Origin of the sequence: Streptomyces sp. NPDC096176 (assembly GCF_044763255.1) — a bacterium.
Classification (GTDB): Bacteria; Actinomycetota; Actinomycetes; order Streptomycetales; family Streptomycetaceae; genus Streptomyces.
In genome coordinates this window covers 425,374-452,080 of sequence record NZ_JBIWFV010000007.1, presented here as the reverse complement: position 1 = coordinate 452,080, position 26,707 = coordinate 425,374, and the positions used below count along the sequence as shown (strand labels likewise).

The following is a 26,707-nucleotide window of genomic DNA, read 5'->3' as shown; positions in this document are numbered from 1 at the left end:
CGCCTCACCGGCGAGACCACCATCTCCTGGCGCGACCCGAAGAAGACCGCTAAACAGCCCATTCCGGGATGAAACATCGGACGAAAACGACCTCTTAGGCCTCCTCGGTCGACCGCAGCTACTGAGGCCGTCTCAGACCGTGTCAGGCCGGGCAGATGGATGGTTGCTGCCTGGAGAAGAGCCTTCCGTCCCGGAGCAGCGCCCAGAGAACGTTGACGCGGCGGCGGGCGAGGGCGATCACGGCTTGGATGTGTTTGCAGCCCTCGGCACGCTTCTTCAAGTCGTAGTCGTGGTCGGGTCCTTCGCGGATGAGGTTGGTCTGGGCGAACAGGTAGAAGACCCGGGGCAGGCGTCGGCTGTAGCGGTTGGGGCGGTGGAGGTTGCCGGTGCGGCGTCCGGAGTCTCTGGGAACGGGGACAAGGCCGGCGGCGGAACGCCCTGCTTCTCCATGATCCGCGAGCTGAGGTCGATCAGGCCCTGCGTGTGGCTGCGCTCCGGGCTCTTCTTCAGCGTGCAGTTGAGGAACAGTGCACGCAGGTCGTCGTAGCTCATACCCGTCAGTGCGGCCGGGGGGCGAACGTGAGAAGTGACACGCGAACCGTTCGCGCCCGGCGGCGTCCGGCGGGTGGGACCGGGCCTCCTGCCCCTGGATTGCGGGGTGTTGAGCATCCGCGCCTGCGCTTCTGAGTACGCGTGCTCAGGGCTCGGTGGACATCGGCGGCGAAGATGTGGGCAGACCGAACGACTGGAGACGATCGTGCCCATGTCCCACAGAATCAGCCGACCCGCCACCGCCTTCCGCCCCGGCAGGCTCCGGGTTGTTGCCGCCGCCGCTCTCGCCGGCTCCGCCGCAGTCGTGGCACTCACCGGATGCGCGTCCTTCGAGTACAAGGAGGACATCTGCATGGGCAACGAGTACCCCGTCCTGACAGTGAACGGCACCGGTGGGGCATGCGTCTCGAACGGCGAAGAGCCCCCGGCGGGATTCGCGCGATACCCGGAGGGCAAGGTGCCGCAGGAGGTGGACGACAAGTGGGACGTGTACTGGAACACCCACACGCTCGACAAGGACGGCAAGATCATCGACGCGCCGGACGCGGGCTGACCAACGGCTCGCGTTCCGGATGGCGCCCCGCAAGTGGCGCACGACTTCTGGACCGCGCCCCCGTGAGCTCCAGGTCAGGCCTTCCCTCCGGCCGACGGCACCTGTCCCCGATCCGCCGGACACGCCCTGAGGGCGGGCGCCCGGACGCGCGTCGAGTACGCGCGTCAGGACTCCCTCAGCCGTCGGTGGCGGCCACCAGGCCGTCGAGCAACACATCGACCCCGGCGGTGAGTTGTTCCTCCCCACCTCGGTCGGCCAGTTCCGGCCCGAGCGCCCGAAGCCTGGGGAAGTCACGAGCCGGCAGACGGTGCAGTCCGAGCCGGAAGGCGGGATCGGGCTCGTCCGGATCGTCGACCACCTCGCGTAGGTCCACAACGATGTAGCCGAGGACCCAGGACAGGAATGCCCGGTACATCCGCAGAGTGGTCGCGTCGTCCAGCCCCGCCGCACGCAGCAGCACGAGCAGACGCTCGTGCGACCGCAGGACCGCATGAGGCCGGCGCGTCAGCGGGATCATCAGGGGCCGCGTCGCGCACAGCGAGACGACGTTCGGGTGTGCGACCGCGACCCGGTACATCTCACGCGCGATGCCGTGGAGTGCCTGCCGCAGGTCGGACGTGTTCAGGGACGTCGGCCCGGGCGTCTCGGCGAGGGCCATGACGACGGGTCCGGCGTCCGCCAGTCGCGCCTCCAGATCCAGGAACAGCGTCTCGACCAGCCCGTCGAGAAGGTCGTCCTTGCTCGTCGTGTACCGGTACAGGGCCATGGTCTCCACCCCGAGTTCCTCTGCCACCCGCCGCATGCTCAACGCCGGCAGGCCCTCGTCGTCCGCCACCGCAAGGGCGGCACGCAGAATCCGCTCACGGCTCAGACGTCCCCGGCCCGGGTTCGATGGTTCGTCGCTCATGATCATGTCCAGGACCTTGACGGTGCCCACCCCCACGGAGCAGCATATATGACATAAGCGTACGAAATACGCGTAGGGCGCATGCGTAGGGCATAAACGCGCAGGGAGGTCCGTGATCACGGGCCCCCCGACGGACCGGCCCCGGTTCGGCTCGTGGTTGCCGATCTTCAGGTACGCCTCGTCCGCCTCATGGTGCTGCAACGCCGAGCCCACGCTCGGTCTCCCCACTGTCCTCTACGAGGCTCAAGCGAAGAATGCGGACTTCGCCGAACTCCTCGCCCCTGTTCGGCAGTTGGCTTCCCGCGGCGGGGAGGCAGCTCGCCGGTCGTGCGCAGGAAACGGGCGGCGTCTTCGGCGTCAATGGCGGCATCGCCGAGGAGTTGAGGTTCCGGAGCGCCATCCAGAAGCCCAGAAGCCCAGGGGGGCGGGATCCCGGGAGGAGGCGGTGTGCAAGGCGGCGTACACGGTGGCACGACGCGCCGTGGAGAACGCCACGGGAGCTCCCGGACCACAGCCACAGCCCCAGCTCACGCACGAGGAGAGAAAGCCATGGGCATCGAGAAACTGGCGCCGCCGCTCGCCGCGGCATACGAGCGCTACATGACGGAAGGCCGCAGGCGTGCACCGCTGAGGAGGCCGGCGGGAATCATGGGGCTCGTCTCGGTCGAGCAGCGCGCCAAGCCGGTGCGCGTCGTCGTCTCGATCGAGTGCGACCCCGATGTGCGGCCGGAATGGGGCGACGAGGCTCAGGTGAACGAGGGCGGCCGCCGGATCCGTACGGCGATCGTGCCGCTCGACGCCGTCGAGCGGCTGGCCGAACAGCCCGGCGTACGCCGTGTGGTGCCGGCCGCGCAACTGCGCCCGTGCATCGACCTCGCGCAGGGAAAGGTCGGCGTACCGGCGTTCCGCAACCGCACCGGGCGCACCGGGCGCGATGTGCTCGTCGGAGTGGTGGACACGGGAATCGACCCGACGCATCCCGTGTTCGACGGCCGCCTCGTACGGATCTGGGACCAGACTCTGCTGGGCGGCAGCGGTGTGCCCGAGGGGCCTTACGGTGCGGAGTTCACCGGCGCGGCGCTGGGCGGAGGCTCGCTGTCCCGAGACACGAACGGACACGGCACCCACGTTGCCGGCACCGCGGCGGGCACAGAAGGCGTCGCTCCCGACGCGCGGATCGTCGCGGTGAAGACCGACTTCCAGGACGCCCACATCATCGACGGCATCCAGTACGTCTTCCGTCTGGCGGGCGAGCTGAATCTGCCGGCCGTGGTGAATCTGAGCCTGGGCGGCCACTTCGACCCGCACGACGGAACGGACGTGATGTCCCTCGCCATCGAGGAGGAGTCCGGGCCGGGGAGGATCGTCTGCTGTGCCGCGGGCAACGAGGGCGACGACGACATTCACGCGCGCATGAAGGTCCCCGACGGCGGCCTGCGTTCCGTCCCCTGCCACGCGGGGCGGATCGACGACACCCCGGACCTCTTCTGGCTGAACGGCTGGTACCCGGGGGCGGACCGGCTGGACGTCGCCGTGGTGTCGCCCTCGGGTGAGAGCACCCCGTTCCGGCCGGTGACGACGACGGGCTCGCCGGTGCGCACCTTCGAACTGGACGACGGCACCGTGCAGATCGTCACGCCCGGCCCTGACCCGGCCAACGGGGACCACAACTTCTTCGTGGCCGTGGAACCGACCGCGCCCGCCTCTGTCCTCGCCCTGTCCGCGTGGCGGCTGGTGCTGCGGGGGGCGAGCGTGACAGGTGAGAGCTGCACGGCGGATGTGTGGATCCTCGGCCGGGCGGAAGCCATGCCGCAGCCGCAGTTCAGCGGCCCCTCCGTGCACGACGCGTTCAAGGTCGGCTCCCCAGGTGCGGCCACGTCGGCGATCACCGTCGCGGCCTCCACCACCCGCACGGAGTGGCGGGACATCGACGGCGTCACCCGCGAGGCGACCTGGCTGGCGCCGAACGACATCGCGAGTTTCAGCAGTGAGGGCCCGCGCCGCGACGAGGCGAGCAAGCCGGATCTCACCGCACCTGGTGCGATGATCGTCTCCGCCCTCTCGCGGGACGCCGTTGACCTGCGGAGAGCCTTCATGATCGACAACCGGCATGTCGCGTTCCAGGGAACGAGTATGGCGTGCCCGTTCATCGCCGGTCTCACCGCGCTGCTGCTCCAGGACGACCCGGGCGCGGATCCGGCGAAGGTGCTTGCCGCCCTGACCGCCGTCGCGGCGATCCCGGGCAGGGACGCGGGCGCGTTCGACCCCAAGTGGGGTCACGGACTCGTCGACGCGAACCGGCTCTGACGCCCTCGCACGCCGCCGTTCTGTGACCATCGGGACCATGGACTACGCCAAGCTCGATGTCTCCCTCTCGGCGGCCGTGGACACCGCGGGCGGCGATCCGGACGCCCGGAATTACCTCGTGACCGTCCGGCTGCACCAAGTGCCCACGGCAGCCCAGCGCGACGTTCTCCGCGACGCGGGAGTCGATGACCCGGCCTCGGACCGCACGGTCGTGACTGGCACCCTCTCCCGCCGCGGCGTCGAGGGCCTCTCCCACGAGCCGTGGGTGCGGTCCCTGACCCTGTCCTCGAAACGGCGCCTTCAGGGCACGGACGGGTGACCGCCGTTGTCGGCGCAGCAACTCCGCACTCGGCGGCGGAAAGCGCGCACCCGCCTCGGTCCCCACAGCGGCCGCCATCGCCGGGGCCGTGACCTTCCGCCCCGGCCGCTCGGCGGGCTGATCGCCGAGCACCACGCTGCCGCTCGATCACCGGCTGCGGGCGACGCCGACCGAGTCGGAGCCGGGGGTGTCGCCGGGCCCGTTCATACCGGCGGACCGGCCGCCCGCCCTCAGCGCTGCGACGACGGACGCGGGGTCCTCGGCGTAGAAGCGGAAGACGCAGGCCTCGGCGGGTTTGCCCAGGGCGCGTACGTACCGCACCGGGTCGTTGAGCTCCACGGTGACCGTGGTCTGGCCGGCCACGGCCATGTCGGCGACGCCTTTGTCGTCCACGACCGCCAGCCTGCCGCTCGGGAATTGGCGGTCCACGCGGACGGAGGTTATGCGGGCCGCGGGGATGCGGATGTCCAGCAGGGCGCCGTAGCGAAGGTGCAGTGAACCGTCGGCTCCGATCACGTGCGGGCGCACCACGCACGAGGCGTGCAGGGCGATGATGAAGTAGCAGCCCCAGATGTCGAGGACGAGAGTGACGGCATGCACCACCGGCCAGGGGATCAGGTAGGCGAGGGCGACGGTCTCGATGATGCTGACGAAGAGGAAGCCGTACATGACCGCCGTCTGACCGGGGGCGTACGGGACGGGCAGGTCGCCGTCGCGTACGCCGTGCGGGCCCCGGCGGGTCACCCAGCGAAGGAAGCTGGTGGTGAGGAAGAACTCGTGGGCGGTCAGCCTGCGCACGGGCGCCGGGACGGTGTCGGCGATCGCGCAGAGGAACGCGGGGCGGCGATCGAGCCCGTCGCGGCGGTGCCGGCGGTAGTCGAGGCAGATCAGGGCGGTCGCCGCGGTCATGGGCGCGAGCACCGCCGACCTCACCGTCCCCAGGGCAGCCGGTGCTACGGGCACCCCGCCGGCCACGCACAGCACGAGCACGAGCTCCCCGGGTACGAGTGCGGCGAAGGACCAGCGCACGGTTTTTCTCAGCGCATTCACCTGGCACGCTCCTGCAGCAGCTCGATGGCGCGGCGCACGGCCGCCGCCTGGGCGGCGGCGAAGTCCGCGAAGAACGCGTCCGCGAAACCGCCGTTCTCGCCCACGTCGAGGTCGTCCGGGATCGCCATCGCCTGCGCCGCCTCGTCCGGGACGCTGCCGACGATGGCGCGGGCGGTCTGCTCCACGCGCGGGTCGTCCGCGGCGGCCTCGGCCAGTTCGTCCAGCTGGGCATAGACCTCGTAGGCGCGCCGCACGGCCTCCGGTCCGCCGTTGAGGCTGGGCACCATGGCGTCGAGCCAGCCGTGGTCTGCGCCTGGCGAGCCGGTTGCCAGCAGGGCGAGCAGTTCCCGCTCCTTGGCTGCCATCGCCGACTCCGGCCCTGGCAGGCGGGCCGGGTTGCGGGCCATGTCATCGAAGAGGGCTGCGAGCTCGGGGGAGACGGGGGCCTCGGCGGGCAGCTGCCCGGTCTGCGCGGCCTCCTCGAGCAGCCTGCCCAGGCGGGCGCGGCGCTGCCGGACGGCATCCTCCTGGCGGGTCAGGTCGGCCTCCAGCTCGGTGAGGATCTCGACGGGATCCCTGCCCGCGTCGTCCGCCAGCACGTCCCTCACCTCGTCCAGGCTCAGGCCGAGCTGGGTCAGCCGACGGATCCGGGCCGGCTCGACAGCGTCGCGCAGCGAGTACTCGCGGTACCCGTTGGGCTGCCGCTGCGGCTCGGGCAGCAGCCCGATGCGGTGATAGTGGCGCACCGCGCGCGTGGTGATGCCGACGATCCCGGCGAGCTCTCCGATTCGCATGGCACCAGTAGAAACGTTGTCGCTGCGACAAGGTCAAGTCGCACGTTTCATGGCTGACGGGTCCGGCCCAACGCCGGTTGTGGGATCGTCGTGCTCATGATCGAGTCTTGGATGGTCGATGACGGCAGCACTGTGCCGGTGTCGTCCGACGCAGTGTCGGCGACCCTCCGGGCGAGGATCGGCGCAGGGCAGCTCGACACGTTTCTGATCAGTTCGTCCGGCCGAGCGTTGGCCTTCGTGACCAACACCGTGCGCACGATGGTCGTGTTGGTCGAGGGGGAGGGCGATCCTGGCGAGCATGCCGTGGGCAGCACACAGCAGTGCAAGGCACAGTGATCCCATGGACGGACGAGGACTGGAACGCGACGGAACGATCGCACGCGAAGGAGCCCTGGACCGAGTACCCGCAGCCTTCCTCCCCGTCGTCGACGCCGCCCGCGCTCACATCACCGAGACTTTCGGCGGCGCGCGACTGCACAGCGCCTACCTCTACGGGAGCATCCCCCGCGGCACGGCCACACCCGGCGTCTCCGACCTCGACCTCCAACTCGCTCTCCACGAGGAGCCCACCGAAACCGACCGCGCCGACGCCAAAGCGATCGAGGCCGGACTCGACCGCGCATTCCCCCAGATCGACGGCGTCGGGATCCTGCTGACGAGTACGTGCGTGCTGCTCAGAGACCTCGAACGTCACGACGCCGGATTCTTCATCGCCTGCCTTTGTACCCCGCTGCTCGGGCCCGACCTCGCAGAACAGCTCCCTCGCTACCGCCCCACGGCCCTCCTCGCCCGCGAAACGAACGGCGACCTGGCCCTCGTGCTTCCACGCTGGCGAGCCCAGGCCGTCGCAGCCACGACGGACGCCGATCGCCGAACGCTCAGCCGCCTCGTCGGCCGCCGCATCATCCGCACAGGATTCACCCTGATCATGCCCCGCTGGGGCGGCTGGACCAGCGACCTCGACCAGTCCGCCGAACTCTTCGGCCGCTACTATCCGGAGCGCGCCGAGCAGATGCGGACCGCGGCCTCCATCGGCCGCACGCCCTCGTCCGATCCAGTGGTGCTCGACATGCTCATCGACGACCTGGGCCCATGGCTCGCAGCCGAATACACGGCCGTCCACGGCGAGAAGGCACCGCGTCCTTGACGCTCGACCAGTGTCGTGATGCGGCCTCTCAGCGGCCACCGGCACCTCGGTTGCCCAGCAGCGGTGTCAGTCGCGCCGGGACCCTGTGCACAGTGAGCAGACCGCCTTGACCCACGGAACCGACGGATCCCCTGCCGAATGGTCTGCCGTCCGGCCACGACGTGCGGATGGGAGGGAGTGCTTGGGCAGAGGACCAGCCGGTCGTGCAGCTCAGCCGGTGGTGGTCACGCAGGGGAGGTGCCCGGCCCCGGTTCACGGCACAGTGGAAACATGAACACGGACGACAGGAACCTACTGGCTCAGGGCCGCGTGGCGACCAGGCTCCCGGCCCAGGACCTGGAGCGGGCGCGGCGCTTCTACTCCGAGCAGCTCGGTCTGGAGCCCGTCGATGAACGGCCCGGTGGGCTGCTGTACAGGTGCGGAAACACGGACTTCGCACTGTTTCAATCGACAGGAGCCTCGCCAGGCACCTTCACTCAGATGGGGTGGGAGGTCAGTGACATCGAGACCGTCATGACCGAACTCAAGCGACGTGGCGTGGTGTTCGAGGAGGTCGACGTACCCGGGCTGCGAACGCAGGACGGGATCGCGGAGATCGAGGGGAACTATCCGAGCAAGGGTGCCCGGGGTGAACGCGGTGCCTGGTTCCGTGACAGCGAGGGAAACATGCTGGGCATTGGCCAGCCGGTTGTCTGAACGGAGCAGAGCCCATGACCCGTCCGGTCACTACCGAGGAATGGGCACCTGCCAAACCGGCACCGGCGAACGGCACGCGGGGCGTCTCAGACGGTGAGGACGAGCTTGCCGCGGGTGTGGCCCATTTCCCAGTGGCGGACGGCGTCGGCGGCTTCGCTCAGGGGGTACGTCCTGTCGATGACCGGGGTGATCCGGCCGGACTCGAGGTAGTCGGCCAGGGGCTGGAGGACGTCCTCCTTCGGCTCCTTGACGAAGGGCGCGCGAAGGTTCTGACCGATGAACGGGGACAGGAGCAGTGCTCCGAGGGAGCGGTGCAGGCCGCCGAACCATCGCCCTCCCCCTTCGCCTCCGACGAGGACGAGGGTGCCCCGAGGGGCGAGGGCGCGCCGCAGGTGGGAGAGCGGTCGGTTGCCGGCGGTGTCGAGGACGAGGTCGTAGCGGCGGCTGTCGGTGGTGAAGTCGTCGCGGGTGTAGTCGATGACGTGGTCCGCGCCGAGCGAGCGGACCAGCTCGGTCTTGTCCTTGCCGCAGACACCGGTGACCTCGGCTTCGAACACCGCCTTGGCCAGCTGCACGGCGAACGTCCCGACTCCACCGCCCGCGCCGATGATCAGCACCCGCTGCCCCTTCTGTATCCGCCCCTCCTCGCGAAGCGAGTGGAGTGCGGTGAAGCCGGAGATCGGAACGGCCGCCGCCTGCTCGAAGCCGGCTCCCGGCGGTTTCGCCGCCAACCGGTCCGCCGGGGTGCACGCGTACTCCGCGAAGGAGCCCTCGCAGGTGCCGAACACCTCGTCCCCGGGCCGGAACCGGGTCACGTTGCCACCGACCGCCTCGACGGTCCCCGAGACGTCCCAGCCGCGCACGCGGAGTCTGGGCGTGCGGAGTCCGAAGCCCATGAGACGCATCGGGTACGGCTGCCCGGTCATGAGGTGCCAGACGCTCGGATCGACACCGGCGGCACGTACGCGTATGAGGACGTCGTCGTCGCCGGGCGCCGGCTTGTCGATGTCCCTGAGCTGCAGGACGTCGGCCGGGCCGTACACGTCCTGGACGATTGCCTTCATGTTGTGTCTCCTTCGTTGTTGTCCACGTACTGGAACACGTCGTCGAGCGGGACCTTGAACACGCGGGCGATTTGGAAGGCCATCTCAAGGGAGGGCGAGTAACGGCCCTTCTCGATGGCGATGACGGTCTGGCGGGTGACGCCGATCCGGTCGGCGAGTTCGGCCTGCGTCATCTCTCCGTGCGCGAACCGGAGGGACCGGATCGAGTTCATGACTCTCGTCTGCCGGCTCACCAAGGCTGGAAGCCCCAGCGGTAGGCGGCGATCTTGGCCACGCAGCCGAGGACCGCCGACAGGGTGAAGCCGGCGTAGATCGCGTTGGCGATCCAGAAGTGGTCGAGCTCGGCCAGCGACATGGCCAGGGCCGCGACCCCGCCGATGACGACGAACGACTGGCCGACGTACTCACCGAACCGGTGGATCTCCTTGTCGCGTTGGTCCCTTCGGCTTGCCTCCCGGGGCGCTGTGATCGAGACGACGATGCTGAGCACGATCGACGCGACGATCGAGGCCCCGACGGCCCACAGCATGGCCGACACATAAGAGACGTCTGCGAGCGGAGAGTTGGTCGCGCGCCCCAGGACGACGGTCAGGTAGGTCGCGTACGTCGCGACGGTGACCGCCGCGATGATCCACGCGCGCTTTTCTTCGTGTGTCACACCCTGAATGTAAAGCAAAGCAGACATCGCGTAAAGTATTTTTGACATGGGACCGTGGGGGCGACTGGTTCGCTTGGTCGGCTGCGACCGCGGTGAGGAGCGGGAGCCCCTGTTCCGAGGGGCTGTCGGGCTGCGCGGTTCAGATGACGATGTGCCAAAAGCCGTTGAGGTGCTGCCGTGCGTTGGGGAGAGTCTGTGCGCATGGAGTTCTTCTGCTACCACCGCGATCGGCCCGGCTCCCTCACGTTGCGCGAGGAGCTGTTGGAAGAACACTGGTCCTACATGGACCAGTACGCGACGGAGATGATCGCTCGCGGCCCGACCTTCGCCGGCGATACGCCCACCGGCAGCGTGCACATCGTCGACGTGCCGCATCCCTCCGCCGCCCGCGCGTTCGCCTTCAACGAGCCCAACTACCAGGCCGGCGCCTACCGGGACGTGCTGCTGCGCCGGTGGCGCAACATGCTCGGGCGCACCATGTGGGATTTCCCGGGTGGCCACACCGATGGCAACCGGTACCTGGTGCTCGGCCTCGGCTCGGGGCAGGCTGCCGACCTCGTCGTGCCGCCCGACCGGGACGAGCTGATCGCGTATGGGCCGCTGCTGTCCGACGACGGCCACACCTGGCTGGGTACCGCGGTGCTGCTCCGTGCCGCGGACCCGGACGCGGCGCGCGCCGTCCTGAACCAGGACCGGTACGCCGACATCGAGGTCCATGACTGGCAGTTCGGTGGGCGGCCGTCATAAATCCGGGACGCGCCACGCCGACGACATCTGGCCCGCCACGCCGACGACACCCGCGTACGTCAGGTCGTCGCCCGAGCCGACGTGGCGTGACCAGCGACCACCCGAAAGACCGGTCCTCAGCCCGCGGTCTTGGTTCTGATGAGCGGCGCGTCCCGCGTCAACTCCCGGAACCCGACGCTGTAGTACGGCCGGCGCGCCTGGGGATGCCCCGGTGCACCCAGGCAGGCGACCGTCATATGAGTGGCCCCGGCCGCCCGCGCCAGATGCATCCCGTGCCGAAGCATCGCCCTTGCCAGCCCCAGGAGCCGGTAGTCCGGATGCGTCCCGACCGGCTCGAACTCGGCGGTCTGGTTCGCTTCGTCGAGCCACATGATCGTCGAGGAGGCCATCGTTCCGTCCGGCGCCTCCGCCATGATGTGCAGGTCGCCGCGGTACGTCGCCGTCTGCCGGACGCCCTGGTAGCGCTCGGCCGTGTATGGCGAGGGCGCCCAGGCGTCCAGATGGGCCTGGACCGCGGCCTTCGGGCCGGCCTCGTCGGAGGTGCGAAACCGGAATCCGTCTGGCAGTACCGGCTGCTCCTCGTCGGTCAGGTCCCGCTCGTCGAGCTGGGTCCAGGAACCGGCGTCGCCGAGCGAGGCGGGGTCGGCCTCCCGCAACGACGAACACTGAGCGTGACGACAGGAAGGTTCATGGCCTACCTCCAGTGCAACCGGTGGCGGAGAGGCTGCACTGCCAAGACACTGTCCATGGCAGGTCTGTCCTACGTTCGACTCACTCCCATGCGTGAAGGCTGACCAGCCGGTCTCGGACTCGTGGCCGATCGGCCGCCGAGCAGCCGTCCGCGGGAGATTCGCCACGGAACCCGAGATCCCACACATGGCTGTCTCGGGGTTGTACCGGAGGTCTCGTCATGCCCCGTCCCATCTGGTCCGGCGCCATCAGCTTCGGGCTGGTCACGATCCCGATCAAGGTCCTCAACGCCACCGAGAACCACGACATCTCGTTCCGGCAGGTGCACCTCGAGGACATGGGCCGGATCCGCTATCGCAAGATCTGCGAGGTGGACGGGAAGCAGCTGTCCGACAACGAGATCATCAAGGGCTACGAGGTCGCGAAGGACCAGCTGGTCGCCATCACGGACGAGGACCTGGCGGACATGCCGCTGCCCACGGCGAAGGCGATCGACATCGTGGCGTTCGTGCCGGCGGAGTCGATCGACCCGGTACGGCTCGGGGACTCCTTCTACCTTCAAGCCGACGGTCAGGTCGCCGCCAAGCCCTACAAGCTGCTGCGCCAGGCCCTCGACCGGAGTGCGAAGGTCGCGGTGGCCAAATTCGCCCTCCGCGGCCGTGAGCGTCTCGGGCTGCTGCGTGTGAAGGAGGACGTGATCGTCCTGCATTCGATGCACTGGCCCGACGAGATCCGCTCGCCCGCCTCGTTGGCGCCGCCTGCCGTCGAGATCGGCGACTCGGAGGTCGACGGGGCCCTCGCCCTCATGGACGCGATGGGCCAGGACGACATTTCCCACTACACCGACCACTACCGCGAAGCGCTCGAGGAGGTCATCGCGGCCAAGGCGGAAGGCAAGCAGCCGGCCCCGGCCGCGGAGGAGCCGGAAGCGGGCGGGCAGGTCGTCGACCTGATGGCCGCGCTGAACGCCTCCGTCGCCCAGGCCCGCGAGTCCCGCGGCGAGGGCGAACACGCCACGGTTCACGAGATGCCCGAGCCCAAGAAGGCGGCCAAGAAGGCGGCCAAGAAGACGCCCGCGAAGAAGACGGCCGCGAAGAAGACGCCTGCGAAGGAGACCGCGGCCAAGAAGACGGCCGCCAAGAAGACCACCGCCGCGCGGCGGAAGCCGCGCCGCGCGTCCTAGCCCGCCGGGACGCCGTTCTCCGGGCCGGCCAGGGCGATGACCGACGCCTTCGTCGACGGGGCCGGCGCTCTCGCTGCAGGGTGCTGCTGAAATCCGATGCCTCGGCATTCGTTCCGGCGTACCGGACGCGTGTGTCCGCGCTTGTACGCGCACGAGCACGACCCTCGGTCGGATCGGCTCCCGCGCGAGGCGGCGGAGCACCGGCCCACCGGCCGGGGCGGTCACGCCGGAGACGTGGGTGTACGACCGATCGCGATCATGGCGGCGTCGTCGCCCAGCCGTCCACCGACGTGGTCCAGCAGATCGCGCCGAAGGCGCCGCAGGAATGCTTCCGGGTCGGCCTCGGTCCAGCCGGTGATTCGCTCGGTGAGCGGATAGAAGGCGCCGGTGGAGTCACGTGCCTCGATGACCCCGTCCGTGTACAGCAGCAACAGGTCTCCCACCTCGAACTGGAATGTGTCGACGTGGTAGCGACGGTGCGCCAGGTCGCCGAGGCCCAGCGGAGGTGCGGGCTGATACGTGTCGATCGCCGTGGCGCGGGCGTCTCGCAGGAGAACCGGCGGTGGGTGCCCGCAGTCGATCATGTCGACCCTGGTGCCTCGATCGGGGATGTCCAGGATGGTGGCGGTGATGAAGGTTTCTCCGGACCGGTCCGTCTCTCCGGGTTCAGCCAGGTCCCAGCACACACTTCGATCGAGATAGGTCACCAGTTCGATCATGTTCGCCTGGCGGTGAGCGGCGCCCCGGAAGGCGCCGAGCAGCAGGGCGGCGTCACCGACGGCGGTCATGCCCTTGCCCCGTACGTCGCCGACGATCAGCCGGGTGCCGGAGGTTGTGCGCGCGACCGCATACAGGTCACCGCCGATCTGCGCCTCGGCCTCGGCAGCGAGATAGAGGGAGGCGACACGCAGCGGTCCGATCTGCTTGGGCAGCGGCCGCAGGACGACGCGCTGCGCGGTCTCGGACACATATCTCACCTGTGTCAGCTCTCTGGCACGGTGCTCCCGCAGTACGCAGAAGATCACGAGGCTCGCTCCGACCAGGACCAGGGCAGCGATCTGTGCCTGGTGGTTCGCCGAGAACAACTCGTCACGGTCGCGCAGCACCGCGATGACCGCCTGAGCCAGCACGGAGAGTCCTGCGACCAGCCCGGTCATCCAGGGGCCGCCGAAAATTGCGGTGATCGCCGGGGCTGCGACCAGCAACGGACCCAGGTGAATGTGGGGCGGTGCAAGGACGTCGATCACGGTCACCACCACGATCAGCGTGATCGGGACGGCCACGACCGCGCGACCCGCTCGCGCCGACCGGCGAAGTTCTTCGAGGCGCTGTGACACACCTCCTCTCTACACCGGCTCTGCCCGGTGCGCACAACCCGGACAACCGCAGGTCCGGTCGCCGACGTGACGGCGGATCGTTCCGTCGACGTGGGACGAGCCCGGGCCAGGGCTGATCCGCCTCTGGTGCACTGCAAGGCCCTCAAGCGCCGGCGGCATGCTCTCGTACCGCGATCCGGGCCAGCTTCGTCAGCATCATGCCGTTGCGGACCGAGACGATGTAGTCCACGGGGAGTCCGTGCATCCGGGTGCCGGGGCCACGGAGGGGGTGCCAGTCGAGGGTGAAGAGGGTGTTCCCGCCCCAGGGGAGCAAGTTCATGGCGATGCGGGCTGCGCCGAAGGGGGCTGCCTTCGCTTCCAGCTCCAGGCGGTTCAGCGGTTCGCAGATGCGGACGACGCAGGTGTCGTCGAGGGTCATGGGGCCGGCGCCGATCCGGACTTTCAGGCGGGCGCCCACTTCTGGCCAGTGCGGGTCCGCCGCCAGGACCTGCTGGGTTCCTGTCACCCACTCTCCGTAGCGGTGGCCGTCGGAGAGCAGGCGCCAGACCTCGGACGGTGAGCTCAGGATCAGACGGCGGTTCCGGGCCACACCGATCACGTTCCTTCTGCAGCGCGGGGACAGGGAAGAGGGCGCCGGTCATGGCGTCCAACGAGACGAGCGCGACGGGGCCGAGCATGCTGCGGACGTCGTGGAATCCCGATGGCCGACCACCACCCCTCCTAGGCTCGACGGTTCGGCGTGGCCGCACCGAACGTGCACTCCGGCCGCTCATGGGCTCGGCTCCCAGCCTGATGCCGATCACCCTGCCCGCGCAGTCCGGCAGGTCCAGACGGGGCAGTCGGCTGCCCTCTGAGCACCGTGCGGTTGGCGAAGCGGTGCGCAGCTGTGGTCGTCGGGCTTGTGGCCGTTGTGGCTTCCGGCCAGCCGGCCGGCCACGGCGAAGGACGCGACGGCCGGCGCGTCTGCGGGCGTTCACGCCCGGCAGAGCCGCCGGCCACCGCTCCGCACGATCACGGGACAGGATGATCCGATCCGGCGAGCGCGGGGCGGGACGGCTCGCCGGGCAGGAAGGTCACCTGCGGCGCTCCGGTGCGCGGGTGGACGGCGATCTCGGCCGACACGCCGTACACCTCGGCCAGCAACTCGGCGGTGAGCACCTCGGCCGGCGGACCCGATGCGGTGACCCCGCCGTCCCGCAGTACGTACAGCCGGTCGCAGTAGTACGCGGCGAGGTTGAGGTCGTGCAGCGCCACCAGCACTGTGGCGGGCAGCCGTCGCAGGATGCCAAGGACATCCAACTGGTGGCGTATGTCAAGGTGGTTGGTGGGCTCGTCCAGCACCAGCAGGGAAGGCTGCTGGGCCAGTGCGCGGGCGATGAGCACGCGCTGGCGTTCGCCTCCCGAGAGCCGGTCGAAGGGCCGGCCGGACAGATCAAGCGCGTCCACCGACTCCAGGGCCGACTCGACGAGGCGGTGGTCCTCTGCGGTGTCGCCGTCGAGGAGCCGTTTGTGCGGGCTGCGGCCCATGGCGACGACCTCCCGCACGGCCAGGTCGAAGTCCGCGGCGGAGTCCTGGACCACTGCGGCCAGGGTGCGGGCCAGTTTTCGTACCGGCAGGGACCAGGCATCGGCGCCGTCCACCCGTACCGATCCGGCGTCGGGGCGAAGTACACGGTAGACGGCGCGCAGCAGGCTGGATTTGCCGCTGCCGTTGGGGCCGACGAGCCCGATCACCTCGCCGGGACGGGCAGTCACGGAGACGTCGTGCACAAGGTGGCGTGTGCCGGCCGTGAGCGTGAGGCCCTCGACGGCGAGTTCGGTCCCGGTCATGCCACTCCTCGGTCGGTGGCCCGCCGGGCGTCGCGCCGCATCAGCCACAGAAAGAACGGCCCCCCGCACAGCGCGGTCAGGACGCCGACGGGGATCTCCATCGGCGCGGCGATCGTGCGGGCGGCAATGTCCGCCCAGATGAGGAAGACCGCTCCGCCGAGCGCCGCTGTGGGCAGCACCCGGCGATGGTCGGCGCCGACGAAAAGACGCACGATGTGCGGCATCATCAGCCCGACGAAGCCGATCGGCCCCGCCGCGGCGACGAGTACGCCGGTGATCAGTGACAGCAGGACGAAGATCCGGGCCCGGAACCGGGACACGTCCAGGCCCATGGTCGTGGCCGCCTCTTCACCCGCCAGCAAGAGGTTCAGCGAACGTGCCTGAACGAGCAGCACACAGATGCCGGTCACGAGCGCCGCGCCCGGCAGCCACAGCGTCCCCCACTGCACACCGCCCAGGCCCCCCAGCGTCCAGGCCAGCACCGCCCTCGCCTCGTTGCCCCGGTCGGTGGTGAGCAGCAGCAGGTCCATCACGGCCGTGAGCACGGAGGCGTACGCCACTCCCGACAGCACCAGGCGCGTCGAGGCGATCCGTCCACCGGAGCGAGCGGTGGTGTAGACGAGGAGCAGCGTCAGCAGGGCACCGGCGAAGGCCGCGGCCGACAGCGACACCGGGCCGAACAGGCTTACGCCGAAAACGATGACGGCCACGGCACCGAGCGACGCACCCGACGACACGCCCAGAAGATAGGGCTCGGCGAGCGGGTTGCGTATGAGGGCCTGCAACGCGGTACCCACCAGGGCGAGCCCCGCACCCGTCACCGCACCGAGCAGCACGCGTGGGGCACGTACGTCGAGCACGATGGTCTCGCGCGCATGGGACCAGACGGGATCGGACCAGTCGGCACCGAGGGCATGCGTCACGATGCCCCACACCTGACCGGGCGGTACCTGCACCGACCCGATGGCCATGCCCGCCGTCATGGAGACGACGAGCAGGACGGCGAGGACCACCAAGGCCGGCGCGAAGGCCCGTCGCTGCGTCTCCTCCCGTGCTGCCGAGTGCCGGGAGTCGGAGGACGCCACCGGGGCGTCCTCCGTCCGAGCCGTCACCGGAACCGCTCGGGATGCAGTCCGTGGGCCAGGTCCTCGACGGCGTACGGCGCGCGGACGCCGACCAGAGTGGCGGTCAGGGGCAGCACGACGAAGCGCTTGTTCTTCACGGCGGGGACGTCGGCGAGGGCGGGCTGAGCGAGCAGGAACTTCTTCTTCTGCTCGATGTTTCCGGCCCCGGCGTAGTCGTAGATCGCGATGACCTCCGGCTTGCGGGCGACGACCTGCTCCCAGGAGACGTCCCCGAAGACGTCGTCGAGGTCCGCGAACACGTTGCGGCCGCCGGCGAGCTTGATGACCTCGGTGCCGAGGCTCTTGCCGCCTGCGGTGAAGGCGGTCTTGTCGCCGCTGTCGTAGACGAACACGGATACGGCGGGCGCCCCTTCCACCGCCTTCGCCGTCGCGCTGACACGTTCCTGAAGGTCGGCCACGAGCTTGTCGGCCCGGTCCCGCACGCCGAAGATCGAGCCGATCGTGCGGATCTCGTCGTAGGTGTCCTTCATGGACACCTGCTTCTTGCCGCAGTACTCGCGATTGAGGTAGGTGTCGATACCGGCGTCGGCGAACGCCTCGCGGGACCTGCCTTCGTCCTCGGCGAACGCGCTGCCGTAACCGCCGTAGACGAAGTCCGGCTCGGCATCCAGGACGTTCTCGAAGGACGGCTCCTTCTTGGCCAGTTCGGGGACGGCCTCGAAGTCCTTCGTGAGCTCGGGCAGGACGGCGGAGTCCGGGAAGGCGGTGCCGACCATCCGGTCCTTCAGCCCGAGCGCGAGCATAAGTTCCGCCGGGTGCTGGTGGATGGTGACCACGCGGGAGGGCGGTGCGTCGTACGTGGTGCGGGTGCCGCAGTTGTCGATGGTGACCGGGAAGCCCTGCGCCACGGGCGAGGCGGCGGGCTTCTTGTCACCGGTGCGCTCGGACGCGGCGCAGCCGGCGAGGAGAGTCGCGGACAGAGCGACGGCGGCGCCCATGGCGCGCAGGGCGTGGCGGCGTGGCCGGGAGTAGGGCAAGGAAAGGGGACGGGGCATGCCGTCGTACACGTAGAGCCTCCTGCGGAGTCCGCGCTCCTCGGATCGGGCCCGCGACAGGCCAGTGTCCTGACTCCCGGATCGACGTTCCCCCGGCCTTCCCGCGCGCGATGCGCAGTGGCTGTTCAGAGTTCCACTCCCCGGTCACAGTGGCGGGACCGTGCCGGAATTGCACCGGCTTCCTGTCTCCCGTCGCGGTGATGACCAGCTGATACTACGTTTCCTCGAACCGTGGGTGAAAGGGCGCACGCGGACGCCTGCCCAGCGGCCGCGTGGCGGCGATGGCGGCGATGGTGAGAACGGCCGCCGCGACGGCGGCGCGCGCGGTGAGGGCGCAGGCGGCGCGCTGGTGAGCGGTGGTCATGTCAGTACCCTGGATGATTCGCCGTGGCAAAGTGCCGCCTTCAACCCACTTGCCCCATTCCGGGGCTGGTGGATGCCTGGCGCATCTCACCGACAACGCGAGAATGTTCGCCCGTCTCGCGGAGCATGCCCTGCGCGGTGAGCTCGTAGCGGGTTACGACGGCGGGGTGGAGCAGCGCAACGCGATCACCGAGGCCACGGCGGGCCGCAGGCCGCCGAGCACCGCGAGGAACTTGCCGCGCACACGGCCGGGCTGGAGGCAGCCTGGGCGGCCTCCGTCGCGAAACCGTCGCGCCGCGACGCCACCACAGCCGGCACGCCGATGGCGATCAGCGACCAGATGCACACTGCCCACTTCGCGGCGGGCAGTCCCGCCGTACGTCGATGATCGGCCGTGGGGCCTGGAAGTCTCCTGCCCCGGCGGCGTTGAAGGCCCGGACGAGCTGTCCGCGCAGTTCCGTCCAGGCGTCCTGCGGGTCCATGCCACGCAGGGGGAGCGGCCAGCCGCCACTCGCCGGAGACGTGGTGGCACATGGTGTGCTTCGCGGCGCTGCCGCCCTTGATGCTGCCCAGGTGCGGAGTGCCGAACTCCATGAGCCGGCAGTACGTCGGCCCCGATCCGGGCGGCGCGGCCTGCCCGAGGGCGTAGCGCTCCAGGGGCAGCTCCGCCCAGGGCGACGTCTCCCAGGCGGTCAGCCGCTCCACGGCCAGGAGCCGGGCGAGCCGGGCGCGTGAGGTGACTCGGGGGAAGGGGTGGACCGCCCCAAGAGGTGCTCTACAGCGATGCGGAGCCCGGAGCCTGCCGCCCAGCCCTGCTGTACGAAGAGCAGAAGGTGGAGGTCGTCCTGCTGCGCGGTGAGCTCGGGGACCCCTCAGTCGTGGTGTCGACGCATCCGTACGAGGAGATGGTCGAGGCCGGCAAGAGGGTGGACGTCATCCAGGGCAGCGGCGTCGGCAAGAGGATCGAGGTTCGGACTATCGGGTGGTGCCGTCCGCTTCTCACCTCGCGTAGTAGTGGCAGAAGTCTTGTCCAGCGGGAAGTCATGCGGCAGGTACTCCCACGGGATGCTGGTCCGATCGGCAGAGAGGGACGTGTCGACGACTTGTCCACAGGTCGTGCCGCCGTGCCAGGGCCGGCCGTTCTCACCCCTCGGGGACTCGGCCGCGCGGTCCTGCCCCCGGGTCTTCAATAGCCGACCATGTCGTAACCGGCGATCCGCTGCTATGGTGCCGCGCCGCTTCGGCGCTCAGATTCCTCAATGAGCCATGGGAGCCTCCTCCTTTGAGACGGAATGGAGGGCCTGGGCCGGCTGACCCGTCGCGGTGCGCGGGTCGACTCCCGGTCGACCGCCCTCGCTCCTGACCGCCGCACGGACCGCCGGAGTGACGGTGATCACTGACGCCCTTCGGAGGGTGCTGCGTACGCTTGTGCCGTCGTCGCGGCGGGGCCGGGAGAGCGGCGAAGCTCTCCCGTAACCGCCTGACGGTGTGCCAGGAAAGTCAGCAAGTGGTCAGCATGAGTCCTGAAAAACCTGGGGAATGCTGCCCGAACATGCGACTCGTTGTAGGGTAGGAAAACCGCCCTTGACCTGCACAAACGCAGGCAGGGAGCCTAGATCCGGGAGTGCCTCGATGCTGCGCACCATGTTCAAGTCCAAGATCCACCGGGCCACGGTCACCCAGGCCGACCTGCATTACGTCGGGTCCGTCACCGTCGACCGCGATCTCATGGACGCCGCCGATCTGTTGCCCGGCGAGCTCGTCCACATCGTCGACATCACCAACGGCGCGCGCCTGGAGACCTACGTCATCGAGGGGCAGCGTGGCTCCGGTGTCATCGGGATCAACGGTGCCGCCGCCCATCTGGTGCACCCCGGGGACCTGGTGATCCTCATCAGCTACGCACAGGTCGAGGACGCCGAGGCGCGCACCCTCGTGCCCAGCGTCGTGCACGTGGACGCCGACAACCGCGTCGTGGCGCTCGGCTCCGACGCTTCCGAGCCTGTGCCCGGCAGCGACACGGCCCGCAGCCCGCAGGCGGCCACCGCGCTCTGACGCGGCGCGACGCGAGGTGCACCGGCCCACCCCACGGCACCGCCCAGCCTGAAAGTCCCGGCCGTGGTAGAGCTTCAGTGCTGGATCAGGCCGCCGACCGGGACCGGAGCGACGTGGCCGGTCGGCGGAGACGTCTGCGCCAGGGCGAGGCCGATGTCGACCAGCGATGACCGGCGCAGGCAAGCGACGTCCGGGATCGGAGTCCAGGCTCGACCCTGCCGCCCGGGGGCCGCGGGCCCGGACGGCCTTGCGTATGCGGGCGTTCACGGTCTCGATCGCGTTCGTCGAGGAGATGGCCTTCCGGATCTCGACGTCGAAGGAGAGGAAGGGCACGAACTCGGCCCAGGCGTTTTCCCGCCGCTTGATGATCGCCGGATACTTCCGGCCCGGGGTTTCCTGGAACTCCCCGGACCGCTCCGTCGCCGCGTCTACGCCGGGTGCGGTGTAGACGGGCTTGAGGGCTATGGCGACCTTGTCCCGCACCGCGTGGGTCCCGGCCCGTTGATGCGGCCGGGACCCGGTGCGGTCAGTTGTGGACGAGTTCGGCCGGTGGAGCGTCGGTGGCCTCCGGTGCACGAGTGACGAGCCGTGCACCCTCGATGTCCACATCGGGCAGCACCCGGTCGATCCACCGGGGCAGCCACCAGGCGCTGCGGCCGAGCAGGGCGAGCAGGGCGGGTATGACGGCCATCCGGACAACGAAGGCGTCCAGGGCCACGCCGACCGCCAGGGCGAGGCCCATCATCTTGATCATGGGGTCGCTCGACGGGACGAACCCCGCGAACACGCTGATCATGATGATGGCCGCGGCGGTCACCACCCGGGCGCCATGGCCGACGCCGGCGACGACGGCCTGAGTGGGCGAGGCCCCGTGGACGAACTCCTCGCGGACCCGGGTGGCGAGGAAGACCTGGTAGTCCATGGCGAGACCGAAGAGGACTCCGACCAGGAAGACCGGCATCACGCTGACGATGGGTCCGGTCGTCTGGACCCCGAGCGCGGTGCTCAGCCAGCCCCACTGGAAGACCGCGACGACGGCTCCGAAGGTGGCCCCGAGGGTGAGCAGAAAGCCCAGGGTCGCTTTGAGGGGGACCAGGATCGAGCGGAAGGCGAGAACCAGCAGGAGAAACGCGAGGACGACGATCAGCGCGAGGTAGGGGACGAGTGCCTTGCCGAGCTTGGTCGACATGTCGAGGTTGATGGCCGTACGGCCGGTGACCGAGACCGTGGCCCCCGCGGGAGCGGGCAGGTCGCGGATGTCGGAGACGAGCCTGCCCGTGGCCGTGCTGTCCGGGGCGGTGCTGGGGATCACGGTCAGCAGGGCCGTGTCCGCGGCCTGGTTGAGGACGGCTGGAGTCACTGCGGCGACGCCGCTCAGCGGGGCGAGCTGTTCGGCGGTCCGCCGGGCAGGGCCCTCGGCGCTCCCGGTCCCCTTGGTGTCGACGACGACGAGCAGCGGCCCGTTGTGGCCGGGGCCGAATCCCTTGGTGACGAGGTCGTAGGCCTTGCGCTGGGTGGTGACGGGGGCGGCGCTGCCGTCGTCGGGCATGCCCAGGCGCAGGTCCAGGGCGGGGATGGCGAGTGCGGCCAGCGCGACGGTGGCGGTCAGGAGGACGGTGAGCGGTCGACGGGTGACCAGACGGGCCCAGCGCCGGCCGGTAGAGGTGTCGAGGCTGCGGGCGCGCCGTCGGGGTTGGAGCCGCTGTCCGGCGAAGCCGAGACATGCGGGCAGCAGGGTGAGGGCGATCAGGACGGCGAGAGCGACGGTGGCCGCGGCGGCGAGCCCCATCTGCGTGAGGATCGGCAAACCGGCGACGGAGAGTCCGGCGAGTGCGATCACCACGGTCAGCCCGGCGAAGACGACGGCCGATCCGGCGGTGCCGACCGCCAGCCCTGCCGCTTCCTGGGCCGAGCGGCCGGCCGCGAGTTCCTCACGGTGGCGGGAGACGATCAGCAGCGCGTAGTCGATGGCGACGGCCAGGCCCAGCATCGTGGCCAGTACCGAGGTGTTGGAGCTCAGGTCGACGAAACCGGTGGTGGCGGTAATGGCGGACACGCCGATTCCGACGCCAATCAGGGCGGTCACCAGCGGCAGTCCGGCCGCGAGGACCGAACCGAAGGTGATGACGAGTACGAGGGCGGCCACCGCGAGGCCGATGATCTCACCGGTGCTGGACGTGGACGGCTCCTGGAGGGCGTCGCCGCCGCTCTCCACGGTGAGGCCTGCGGAGCGGCCTATCGAGGCGGCGGATTCCAAGGTCGCTCGGGCGCCCTTGGGAATGTCGCCCATTGGCACCTTGTAGGTGACCTGCGCCAGCGCGTAGCGGCCGTCCGGGGATACGGCCATCGCGTCGAATGGGTCGAGGACGTCGGCGACCTCGGCGTCGCGGCGGAGCAGGTCGAGCGACTGACGTACGGCGGCGGTGGCGTCCGGGTTGTTCAGCGTGCTGCCGTCGGGTGCGGCGAACACGACCACGGCGGTGGCGCCACCCGCGTGCGTGTCCGGGAACCGCTGCTCCATGAGGTCCATGGCCTTCTGGGCCTGGGTGCCCGGGATGGTGAACGAGTTGGAGGTCGGCCCGGACAGGGCCGCTCCGCCGACGCCGACGGCGATCAGCAGTGCGACCCAGAGGGCGGTGATCGTCCACCGTCGGCGGAAGCAGAACCGGCCGAGCCGGTAGAGAAGTGCGGCCATGGTGGTGGCTCCTGTCAGAGAATAAGGGGGTTCAGCAAGACGAACGTTATAATAACGAACGTGATGTTAATTGCAGAGGGCAGGTCCTGCCCCCGCCGCCCTTTGGAGGAGCTCATGACGCTCGCCGCGCCCGTCGATCCGGCCCCCGCCGCGCGACCTCACCCCCGCCGCGGGACTGGCGGTGCTCTCCGTGAGCCTGCTGCTGGTGCTCATGGACATGACGATCCTCAATGTCGCGCTGCCCGCGATCTCCGCGGACCTGCGGCCCGACTCGGTCCAGCTGTTGTGGATGGTCGACGTCTACGCCTTGGTCCTGTCGGGACTGCTCGTCACCGTCAGCGCCCTCGGCGACCGCTGGGGCCGTAAGAAGACCCTGCTCAGCGGCTTCGCGGTGTTCGGTCTCGCCCCCATGTCCGCGCTCTGGGCGGACAGCGTCGGCGAGGTGATCGCGGTGCGAGCCCTGCTCGGTGTCGGCGGCGCGATGATCATGCCGGCCACACTGTCGATGATCCGGGCCCTCTTCACCGACCCGAGGGAGCGGGCCACCGCGCTCGGTATCTGGGCCGCGATGGCCGCGCTCGGCGGAGCGCTCGGGCCGATCCTCGGCGGGCTCCTGCTGGCGCATTTCAGTTGGCCCGCCGCGTTCCTGGTCAACGTGCCCGTGATGGCCGTCGCGATCACCGCGGGGCTGCTGCTCCTGCCGGAGTCGCGCAACCCCCGTCCCGGTCGCTGGGACCTGCTTGCCGCGCTGCTCTCGATGGTCGGCATGGTCGCGTTCGTCCACAGCATCAAGCACTTCGCCAAGGAGGGTCTCACCGACACCGGCACGCTCGCGACATTCGCGCTGGCCGTCCTTGCACTGGGCTGGTTCGTACGGCGCTGCCTCAATCGGCAGGATCCGCTGCTGGAGATCCGGCTGTTCCGCAGCCGGCCCTTCACCGCCGGCGCCATCGTGGCTGTCACCACCGCCATGGCGATGGCCGCGATGATGCTCCTGATCGCGCAGTGGATGCAGCTCGTCGAAGGCCTTTCGCCGCTCCAGGCCGGCTTGCGGCTGCTGCCCGCCGCGCTGGGCGCCGGCGTGGTCTCGCCCCTTGCCCCGCGGCTGGCCGCGCGCTGGGGGCCCGCCCGGTGCTGGCCGGCGGCCTGGCGGTCTCCGGCGGCGGGTTCGTGCTGATCGCGCTCGCCCCGACGACCTACATGTGGGTGGCGCTTTCCCTGCTGCTGATCGGAGCGGGCATGGGATCACTGGCGATCGCCTCCGCAGTCATCATGGCCGGCGCGCCGGCGGAGAAGTCCGGAAGTGCCGCCGCGATCGAGGAGACCGGCTACGAGCTGGGCAGCGTGCTCGGGGTGGCCGCGCTCGGGAGCATCGCAGCCGCCACCTACCGGGCCGGCCTGTCGCTCACCGACCTGGCCGCCGACGGGGTTACCGGCGCGGCGGCGCACACGGTGCGCGAGTCACTCGCCGGGGCGCTCGCCTTCGCCCAGCACGCCGGTCCGGCCGCAGGGGAGCTGGCCCGCCGCGCTCAGCAGTCCTTCACCGACTCGCTCGGCGTGGTCGGCCTCAGCGGCGCGGGCCTGATGTTCCTTGCCGCCCTCGCCGTATGGGTGCTCACCCCGAAACACCTCGACATCGCAGAAGGGCACCACTGACCGCAGCGGTCAGTGCGGCAGGACCGGTACGCCCACCTGATCCGCGATCAGGTGGGCCGCCGCGCGGGTGCGCTCGTGATCGCCTGTCGCGAGCAGGTCCAGCGCCAACCCGGCCAGCGCCGCGGCGGCAACAGAGGCGCGTACGCGGGCCGTGCCCGGCTCCTCGCCGCACTCCGTGAGAGCTTCCGCCAGCGCTTCCACCCAGGCCGTGACCAGGCGCGAGCGGACCGCGGCCGGGATCGGCTGACTCTCTGCGGGCAGCGCGATGACTTCCGTCACCAGCCGCATCTGGGCGAGGTTCTCGGGCTCCTCCAGCCATGCCCAGTACTCGCGCACCGCCTGCGCCGGATCGCCGGTGAACCTGGCCGTGGTCATCCGGTGTTGCTCGGCCTCGATGTGCTGGACCACCTCGCCGATCAGCTGCTCACGGGAGCCGAAGTGGTAGGTGAGGGTGTAGGTGCTGACGCCGAGCGCGGTGGCCAGCGGACGGAGCGACAGATCGCCGACGCCCGTGCGGACGAGCTGCTGCACGATCTCCGCCAGTAGCTCGGGCTTACGGTCAGGATTCGGCTTACGGCCCATGAGCGATCACTTTACTGAGTCGGCAGGATGGTTCGCCGCCGACCCGTCGCCGGAGCCCTTTGCGGGCGCAGTTCAGCGCAGACCCCACAGGAGTCCGAGCGTGACGCGCCTCCATGTTGGTAAGGACGGCTGTTGGTGAGGGGTGAATAGCCCCTCGGGGGCGTAGCGGATCCTGACCCGACGAAGCGCTCAGTCGGGTGCACGCGAACGTGCTCGGTTCAGCGGCGTCGGTTGGGCGCGTGCCGACGTCGGCAGGCGCCGTAGGGTGGCCTGATGTTCGATCGGTTGGAGATCAGAGTGCTGCCGCCGGGGCCACGTTTCGGTGCTCAGCTGCGGTTCTGGGTCAACGGTGAGGACGTGGTCGAAGGCGCGGTCGGCGAAGGGGGCCGCGGGCCGTTCGCAGCTGATGTACTGCCCATCGGCGACCCCAGTTCGCTGCAGGCGACCAGCGAGGCGCGGCGCGTGGAGCTGGGAGAACCCGAGTGCACTGGCGGTTGCTGCGGTTTCCTGTCCGTGGTCGTGCAGCGGTTCGGGGACATCGTGCAGTGGTCGGACTGGCAGGTTCCGTACGCCCCGGCAGCCCCGCCGCCCGAGTTTCACTTTGACGGGAGCCAGTACGACACCGAACTGGCTCGCGCTGAGACAGACCGGCGGCGGCAGGTCTACACGTAACCCAGCACGGTGGTGACGTGCCTGAGCACCTTCGCGTGCACGCCGACGGTGCGACAATCCGTCCGTGTCCGAGGAGCTCTCGCGTTGGTATCGGGGTCGTCTGGTGGGTGGTCCGTTCAGGCCGTTCGATCCAGGCGAGTGCGCCGCGCTGGAACGGGAGCTCGGGCTGCCCCTGCCGTCCGCGTACCGCTCGTTCCTGGAATCCGCCGGCGGGGAGAAGCTGGACTACTCGGTCCGCCTCCCGGCCTGTGAACCAGAACTGGTCCAGGGCTTCGACGAGCTCTACCAGTTGGGCCGTGACGACACGGGTGAGTACGGCTGGGGAACCCTCCTGGGCGAGTATCGGCGCAGCCGCGACGGGTGGCTCGCCGAGAACGTGCCCCTGACCGGCCTGCTGCCCATCGCCCGCAACGGCGGCAGCGACACCCTCTTCCTGGACCTGAACCCGGCCACTCATGGCCAGCTCCATGCGTTCGTCCATGCCATCGCCTGGCCGGGGTATCTGGGGAACCATGTCTTCACGAAAGTCGCCGACGGCTTCGACGCCTACCTCGACAGCCTGTTCATCGACCCCGACATGGCGGAGGACGCCTGGGCAGATGTCGCCGACAGCGATCCCTCGGATCCATGGCGAAGGACCGTCGAAGAGTGGCTGGACAAGGAACTCCCAGCCTGGCGTGCTGAAGCCTGGGCCACCTCCTGATCTGGAG

The 26,707-nt window shown here is 69.7% G+C and carries 29 protein-coding genes, 3 pseudogenes and 1 riboswitch; of the genes and pseudogenes, 14 read left to right on the top strand and 18 right to left on the bottom strand.

Translation table 11 applies throughout. From position 1 onward, the window contains the following. Nucleotides 1-142: 142 nt before the first annotated feature. A pseudogene (locus ACIQ7Q_RS22400) lies at nucleotides 143-508 on the bottom strand (transposase); the annotation flags it as partial. A 255-nt stretch (nucleotides 509-763) separates the two neighbouring features. On the opposite strand from ACIQ7Q_RS22400, the gene ACIQ7Q_RS22395 reads away from it, so the two are divergent. After that, nucleotides 764-1,105 carry an SCO0607 family lipoprotein gene (locus ACIQ7Q_RS22395; RefSeq protein WP_403864756.1) on the top strand — a complete coding sequence of 114 codons (342 nt, stop codon included), beginning with the start codon at nucleotides 764-766 and terminating at the stop codon, nucleotides 1,103-1,105. 175 nt (nucleotides 1,106-1,280) lie between these two features. On the opposite strand, the gene ACIQ7Q_RS22390 is transcribed toward ACIQ7Q_RS22395, so the two are convergent. Next, nucleotides 1,281-2,048, bottom strand: coding sequence for a TetR/AcrR family transcriptional regulator (locus tag ACIQ7Q_RS22390; RefSeq protein ID WP_403864753.1), 768 nt, complete (start codon nucleotides 2,046-2,048; stop codon nucleotides 1,281-1,283). A 513-nt stretch (nucleotides 2,049-2,561) separates the two neighbouring features. Between ACIQ7Q_RS22390 and ACIQ7Q_RS22385 the strand changes: the two genes are divergently transcribed. Next, complete coding sequence (locus tag ACIQ7Q_RS22385) at nucleotides 2,562-4,319, top strand: S8 family peptidase (RefSeq protein ID WP_403864750.1); 1,758 nt, start codon at nucleotides 2,562-2,564, stop codon at nucleotides 4,317-4,319. Between the two features lie 37 nt (nucleotides 4,320-4,356). Beyond that, entirely contained in the window at nucleotides 4,357-4,638 is a 282-nt protein-coding gene (locus ACIQ7Q_RS22380; RefSeq protein WP_403864747.1) for a hypothetical protein, read from the top strand. Between the two features lie 147 nt (nucleotides 4,639-4,785). On the opposite strand, the gene ACIQ7Q_RS22375 is transcribed toward ACIQ7Q_RS22380, so the two are convergent. Both ACIQ7Q_RS22375 and ACIQ7Q_RS22370 read right to left on the bottom strand, forming a co-directional pair. Then, nucleotides 4,786-5,688 carry a hypothetical protein gene (locus ACIQ7Q_RS22375; RefSeq protein ID WP_403864744.1) on the bottom strand — a complete coding sequence of 301 codons (903 nt, stop codon included), beginning with the start codon at nucleotides 5,686-5,688 and terminating at the stop codon, nucleotides 4,786-4,788. Next, nucleotides 5,685-6,482, bottom strand: coding sequence for a MerR family transcriptional regulator (locus tag ACIQ7Q_RS22370; RefSeq protein WP_403864741.1), 798 nt, complete (start codon nucleotides 6,480-6,482; stop codon nucleotides 5,685-5,687). Before ACIQ7Q_RS22370 ends, ACIQ7Q_RS22375 begins: the two co-directional genes overlap by 4 nt. 96 nt (nucleotides 6,483-6,578) lie before the next feature. Here ACIQ7Q_RS22370 and ACIQ7Q_RS22365 point away from each other — a divergent pair, with 96 nt between their 5' ends. The 3 genes from ACIQ7Q_RS22365 (at nucleotide 6,579) to ACIQ7Q_RS22355 (ending at nucleotide 8,325) form a co-directional block, all read left to right on the top strand. Continuing rightward, complete coding sequence (locus tag ACIQ7Q_RS22365) at nucleotides 6,579-6,818, top strand: hypothetical protein (RefSeq protein WP_403864738.1); 240 nt, start codon at nucleotides 6,579-6,581, stop codon at nucleotides 6,816-6,818. Between the two features lie 4 nt (nucleotides 6,819-6,822). Further along, a complete protein-coding gene (locus tag ACIQ7Q_RS22360; RefSeq protein ID WP_403864735.1) occupies nucleotides 6,823-7,629 on the top strand; it encodes a nucleotidyltransferase in 807 nt (268 codons plus the stop codon). Nucleotides 7,630-7,899: 270 nt separating this feature from the next. After that, nucleotides 7,900-8,325 (top strand): VOC family protein, encoded by a 426-nt coding sequence (locus tag ACIQ7Q_RS22355; protein WP_403864733.1) that lies wholly within the window; start codon nucleotides 7,900-7,902, stop codon nucleotides 8,323-8,325. An 86-nt stretch (nucleotides 8,326-8,411) separates the two neighbouring features. Here ACIQ7Q_RS22355 and ACIQ7Q_RS22350 read toward each other — a convergent pair whose 3' ends face one another. The 3 genes from ACIQ7Q_RS22350 to ACIQ7Q_RS22340 are packed head-to-tail and all read right to left on the bottom strand — an operon-like array spanning nucleotide 8,412 to nucleotide 10,047. Further along, a complete protein-coding gene (locus ACIQ7Q_RS22350) occupies nucleotides 8,412-9,389 on the bottom strand; it encodes an NAD(P)-dependent alcohol dehydrogenase (RefSeq protein WP_403864730.1) in 978 nt (325 codons plus the stop codon). Further along, nucleotides 9,386-9,601 carry a helix-turn-helix transcriptional regulator gene (locus ACIQ7Q_RS22345; protein WP_403864727.1) on the bottom strand — a complete coding sequence of 72 codons (216 nt, stop codon included), beginning with the start codon at nucleotides 9,599-9,601 and terminating at the stop codon, nucleotides 9,386-9,388. The genes ACIQ7Q_RS22350 and ACIQ7Q_RS22345 overlap by 4 nt, the downstream gene beginning before the upstream one ends. 17 nt (nucleotides 9,602-9,618) lie before the next feature. Next, a complete protein-coding gene (locus ACIQ7Q_RS22340) occupies nucleotides 9,619-10,047 on the bottom strand; it encodes a hypothetical protein (RefSeq protein WP_403864724.1) in 429 nt (142 codons plus the stop codon). A 201-nt stretch (nucleotides 10,048-10,248) separates the two neighbouring features. Between ACIQ7Q_RS22340 and ACIQ7Q_RS22335 the strand changes: the two genes are divergently transcribed. Then, nucleotides 10,249-10,794, top strand: coding sequence for a YciI family protein (locus tag ACIQ7Q_RS22335; RefSeq protein WP_403864825.1), 546 nt, complete (start codon nucleotides 10,249-10,251; stop codon nucleotides 10,792-10,794). A 116-nt stretch (nucleotides 10,795-10,910) separates the two neighbouring features. Here the strand turns inward: ACIQ7Q_RS22335 and ACIQ7Q_RS22330 are convergent, their stop codons facing one another. Beyond that, nucleotides 10,911-11,450: a GNAT family N-acetyltransferase gene (locus tag ACIQ7Q_RS22330; RefSeq protein WP_403864721.1), complete on the bottom strand. Its 540-nt coding sequence runs from the start codon at nucleotides 11,448-11,450 to the stop codon at nucleotides 10,911-10,913. 254 nt (nucleotides 11,451-11,704) lie between these two features. Between ACIQ7Q_RS22330 and ACIQ7Q_RS22325 the strand changes: the two genes are divergently transcribed. Beyond that, the gene (locus ACIQ7Q_RS22325) at nucleotides 11,705-12,667 is read left to right on the top strand and encodes a Ku protein (protein ID WP_403864718.1); all 963 of its coding nucleotides are present in this window, start codon (nucleotides 11,705-11,707) and stop codon (nucleotides 12,665-12,667) included. Between the two features lie 221 nt (nucleotides 12,668-12,888). On the opposite strand, the gene ACIQ7Q_RS22320 is transcribed toward ACIQ7Q_RS22325, so the two are convergent. From ACIQ7Q_RS22320 to ACIQ7Q_RS22295, 6 genes are all read right to left on the bottom strand, one after another. Then, entirely contained in the window at nucleotides 12,889-14,004 is a 1,116-nt protein-coding gene (locus ACIQ7Q_RS22320; protein ID WP_403864715.1) for a PP2C family protein-serine/threonine phosphatase, read from the bottom strand. Nucleotides 14,005-14,146: 142 nt separating this feature from the next. Beyond that, nucleotides 14,147-14,593, bottom strand: coding sequence for an SRPBCC family protein (locus ACIQ7Q_RS22315; protein WP_403864712.1), 447 nt, complete (start codon nucleotides 14,591-14,593; stop codon nucleotides 14,147-14,149). A gap of 422 nt (nucleotides 14,594-15,015) precedes the next feature. Further along, nucleotides 15,016-15,834, bottom strand: a complete 819-nt coding sequence (locus ACIQ7Q_RS22310; RefSeq protein WP_403864709.1) for an ABC transporter ATP-binding protein — start codon at nucleotides 15,832-15,834, stop codon at nucleotides 15,016-15,018. Further along, nucleotides 15,831-16,919 (bottom strand): FecCD family ABC transporter permease, encoded by a 1,089-nt coding sequence (locus tag ACIQ7Q_RS22305; RefSeq protein WP_403864706.1) that lies wholly within the window; start codon nucleotides 16,917-16,919, stop codon nucleotides 15,831-15,833. Before ACIQ7Q_RS22305 ends, ACIQ7Q_RS22310 begins: the two co-directional genes overlap by 4 nt. A 23-nt stretch (nucleotides 16,920-16,942) precedes the next feature. Further along, the gene (locus ACIQ7Q_RS22300) at nucleotides 16,943-17,986 is read right to left on the bottom strand and encodes an ABC transporter substrate-binding protein (RefSeq protein WP_403864703.1); all 1,044 of its coding nucleotides are present in this window, start codon (nucleotides 17,984-17,986) and stop codon (nucleotides 16,943-16,945) included. A gap of 29 nt (nucleotides 17,987-18,015) precedes the next feature. Beyond that, nucleotides 18,016-18,198: riboswitch (cobalamin riboswitch) on the bottom strand. Then, a complete protein-coding gene (locus tag ACIQ7Q_RS22295; protein ID WP_403864700.1) occupies nucleotides 18,189-18,338 on the bottom strand; it encodes a hypothetical protein in 150 nt (49 codons plus the stop codon). (Overlaps the previous riboswitch by 10 nt.) Before the next feature lie 769 nt (nucleotides 18,339-19,107). On the opposite strand from ACIQ7Q_RS22295, the gene ACIQ7Q_RS22290 reads away from it, so the two are divergent. After that, nucleotides 19,108-19,530, top strand: coding sequence for a hypothetical protein (locus ACIQ7Q_RS22290; protein ID WP_403864697.1), 423 nt, complete (start codon nucleotides 19,108-19,110; stop codon nucleotides 19,528-19,530). Nucleotides 19,531-19,969: 439 nt separating this feature from the next. Continuing rightward, nucleotides 19,970-20,392 (top strand): aspartate 1-decarboxylase, encoded by a 423-nt coding sequence (gene panD, locus ACIQ7Q_RS22285; protein ID WP_403864694.1) that lies wholly within the window; start codon nucleotides 19,970-19,972, stop codon nucleotides 20,390-20,392. A 74-nt stretch (nucleotides 20,393-20,466) separates the two neighbouring features. Here the strand turns inward: panD and ACIQ7Q_RS22280 are convergent. The 3 genes and pseudogenes from ACIQ7Q_RS22280 to ACIQ7Q_RS22270 form a co-directional block, all read right to left on the bottom strand. After that, nucleotides 20,467-20,598, bottom strand: a pseudogene (locus ACIQ7Q_RS22280) (NUDIX hydrolase); the annotation flags it as partial. A gap of 22 nt (nucleotides 20,599-20,620) precedes the next feature. Continuing rightward, nucleotides 20,621-20,869, bottom strand: a pseudogene (locus tag ACIQ7Q_RS22275) (transposase); the annotation flags it as partial. A gap of 49 nt (nucleotides 20,870-20,918) precedes the next feature. Then, nucleotides 20,919-23,087 (bottom strand): MMPL family transporter, encoded by a 2,169-nt coding sequence (locus tag ACIQ7Q_RS22270; RefSeq protein ID WP_403864691.1) that lies wholly within the window; start codon nucleotides 23,085-23,087, stop codon nucleotides 20,919-20,921. Between the two features lie 190 nt (nucleotides 23,088-23,277). Between ACIQ7Q_RS22270 and ACIQ7Q_RS22265 the strand changes: the two genes are divergently transcribed. Together ACIQ7Q_RS22265 and ACIQ7Q_RS22260 are read left to right on the top strand one after the other, a co-directional pair. Next, a complete protein-coding gene (locus tag ACIQ7Q_RS22265; protein WP_403864688.1) occupies nucleotides 23,278-24,264 on the top strand; it encodes an MFS transporter in 987 nt (328 codons plus the stop codon). Further along, a complete protein-coding gene (locus ACIQ7Q_RS22260) occupies nucleotides 24,219-24,743 on the top strand; it encodes a hypothetical protein (RefSeq protein ID WP_403864685.1) in 525 nt (174 codons plus the stop codon). The genes ACIQ7Q_RS22265 and ACIQ7Q_RS22260 overlap by 46 nt, the downstream gene beginning before the upstream one ends. A 9-nt stretch (nucleotides 24,744-24,752) precedes the next feature. On the opposite strand, the gene ACIQ7Q_RS22255 is transcribed toward ACIQ7Q_RS22260, so the two are convergent. Further along, on the bottom strand, nucleotides 24,753-25,325 hold the full coding sequence (locus tag ACIQ7Q_RS22255; protein ID WP_403864682.1) for a TetR/AcrR family transcriptional regulator: 573 nt from the start codon (nucleotides 25,323-25,325) through the stop codon (nucleotides 24,753-24,755). A 273-nt stretch (nucleotides 25,326-25,598) separates the two neighbouring features. Between ACIQ7Q_RS22255 and ACIQ7Q_RS22250 the strand changes: the two genes are divergently transcribed. Together ACIQ7Q_RS22250 and ACIQ7Q_RS22245 are read left to right on the top strand one after the other, a co-directional pair. Further along, on the top strand, nucleotides 25,599-25,997 hold the full coding sequence (locus tag ACIQ7Q_RS22250) for a hypothetical protein (RefSeq protein WP_403864679.1): 399 nt from the start codon (nucleotides 25,599-25,601) through the stop codon (nucleotides 25,995-25,997). A gap of 64 nt (nucleotides 25,998-26,061) precedes the next feature. Continuing rightward, complete coding sequence (locus ACIQ7Q_RS22245) at nucleotides 26,062-26,700, top strand: SMI1/KNR4 family protein (RefSeq protein WP_403864676.1); 639 nt, start codon at nucleotides 26,062-26,064, stop codon at nucleotides 26,698-26,700. Nucleotides 26,701-26,707 lie beyond the last annotated feature (7 nt).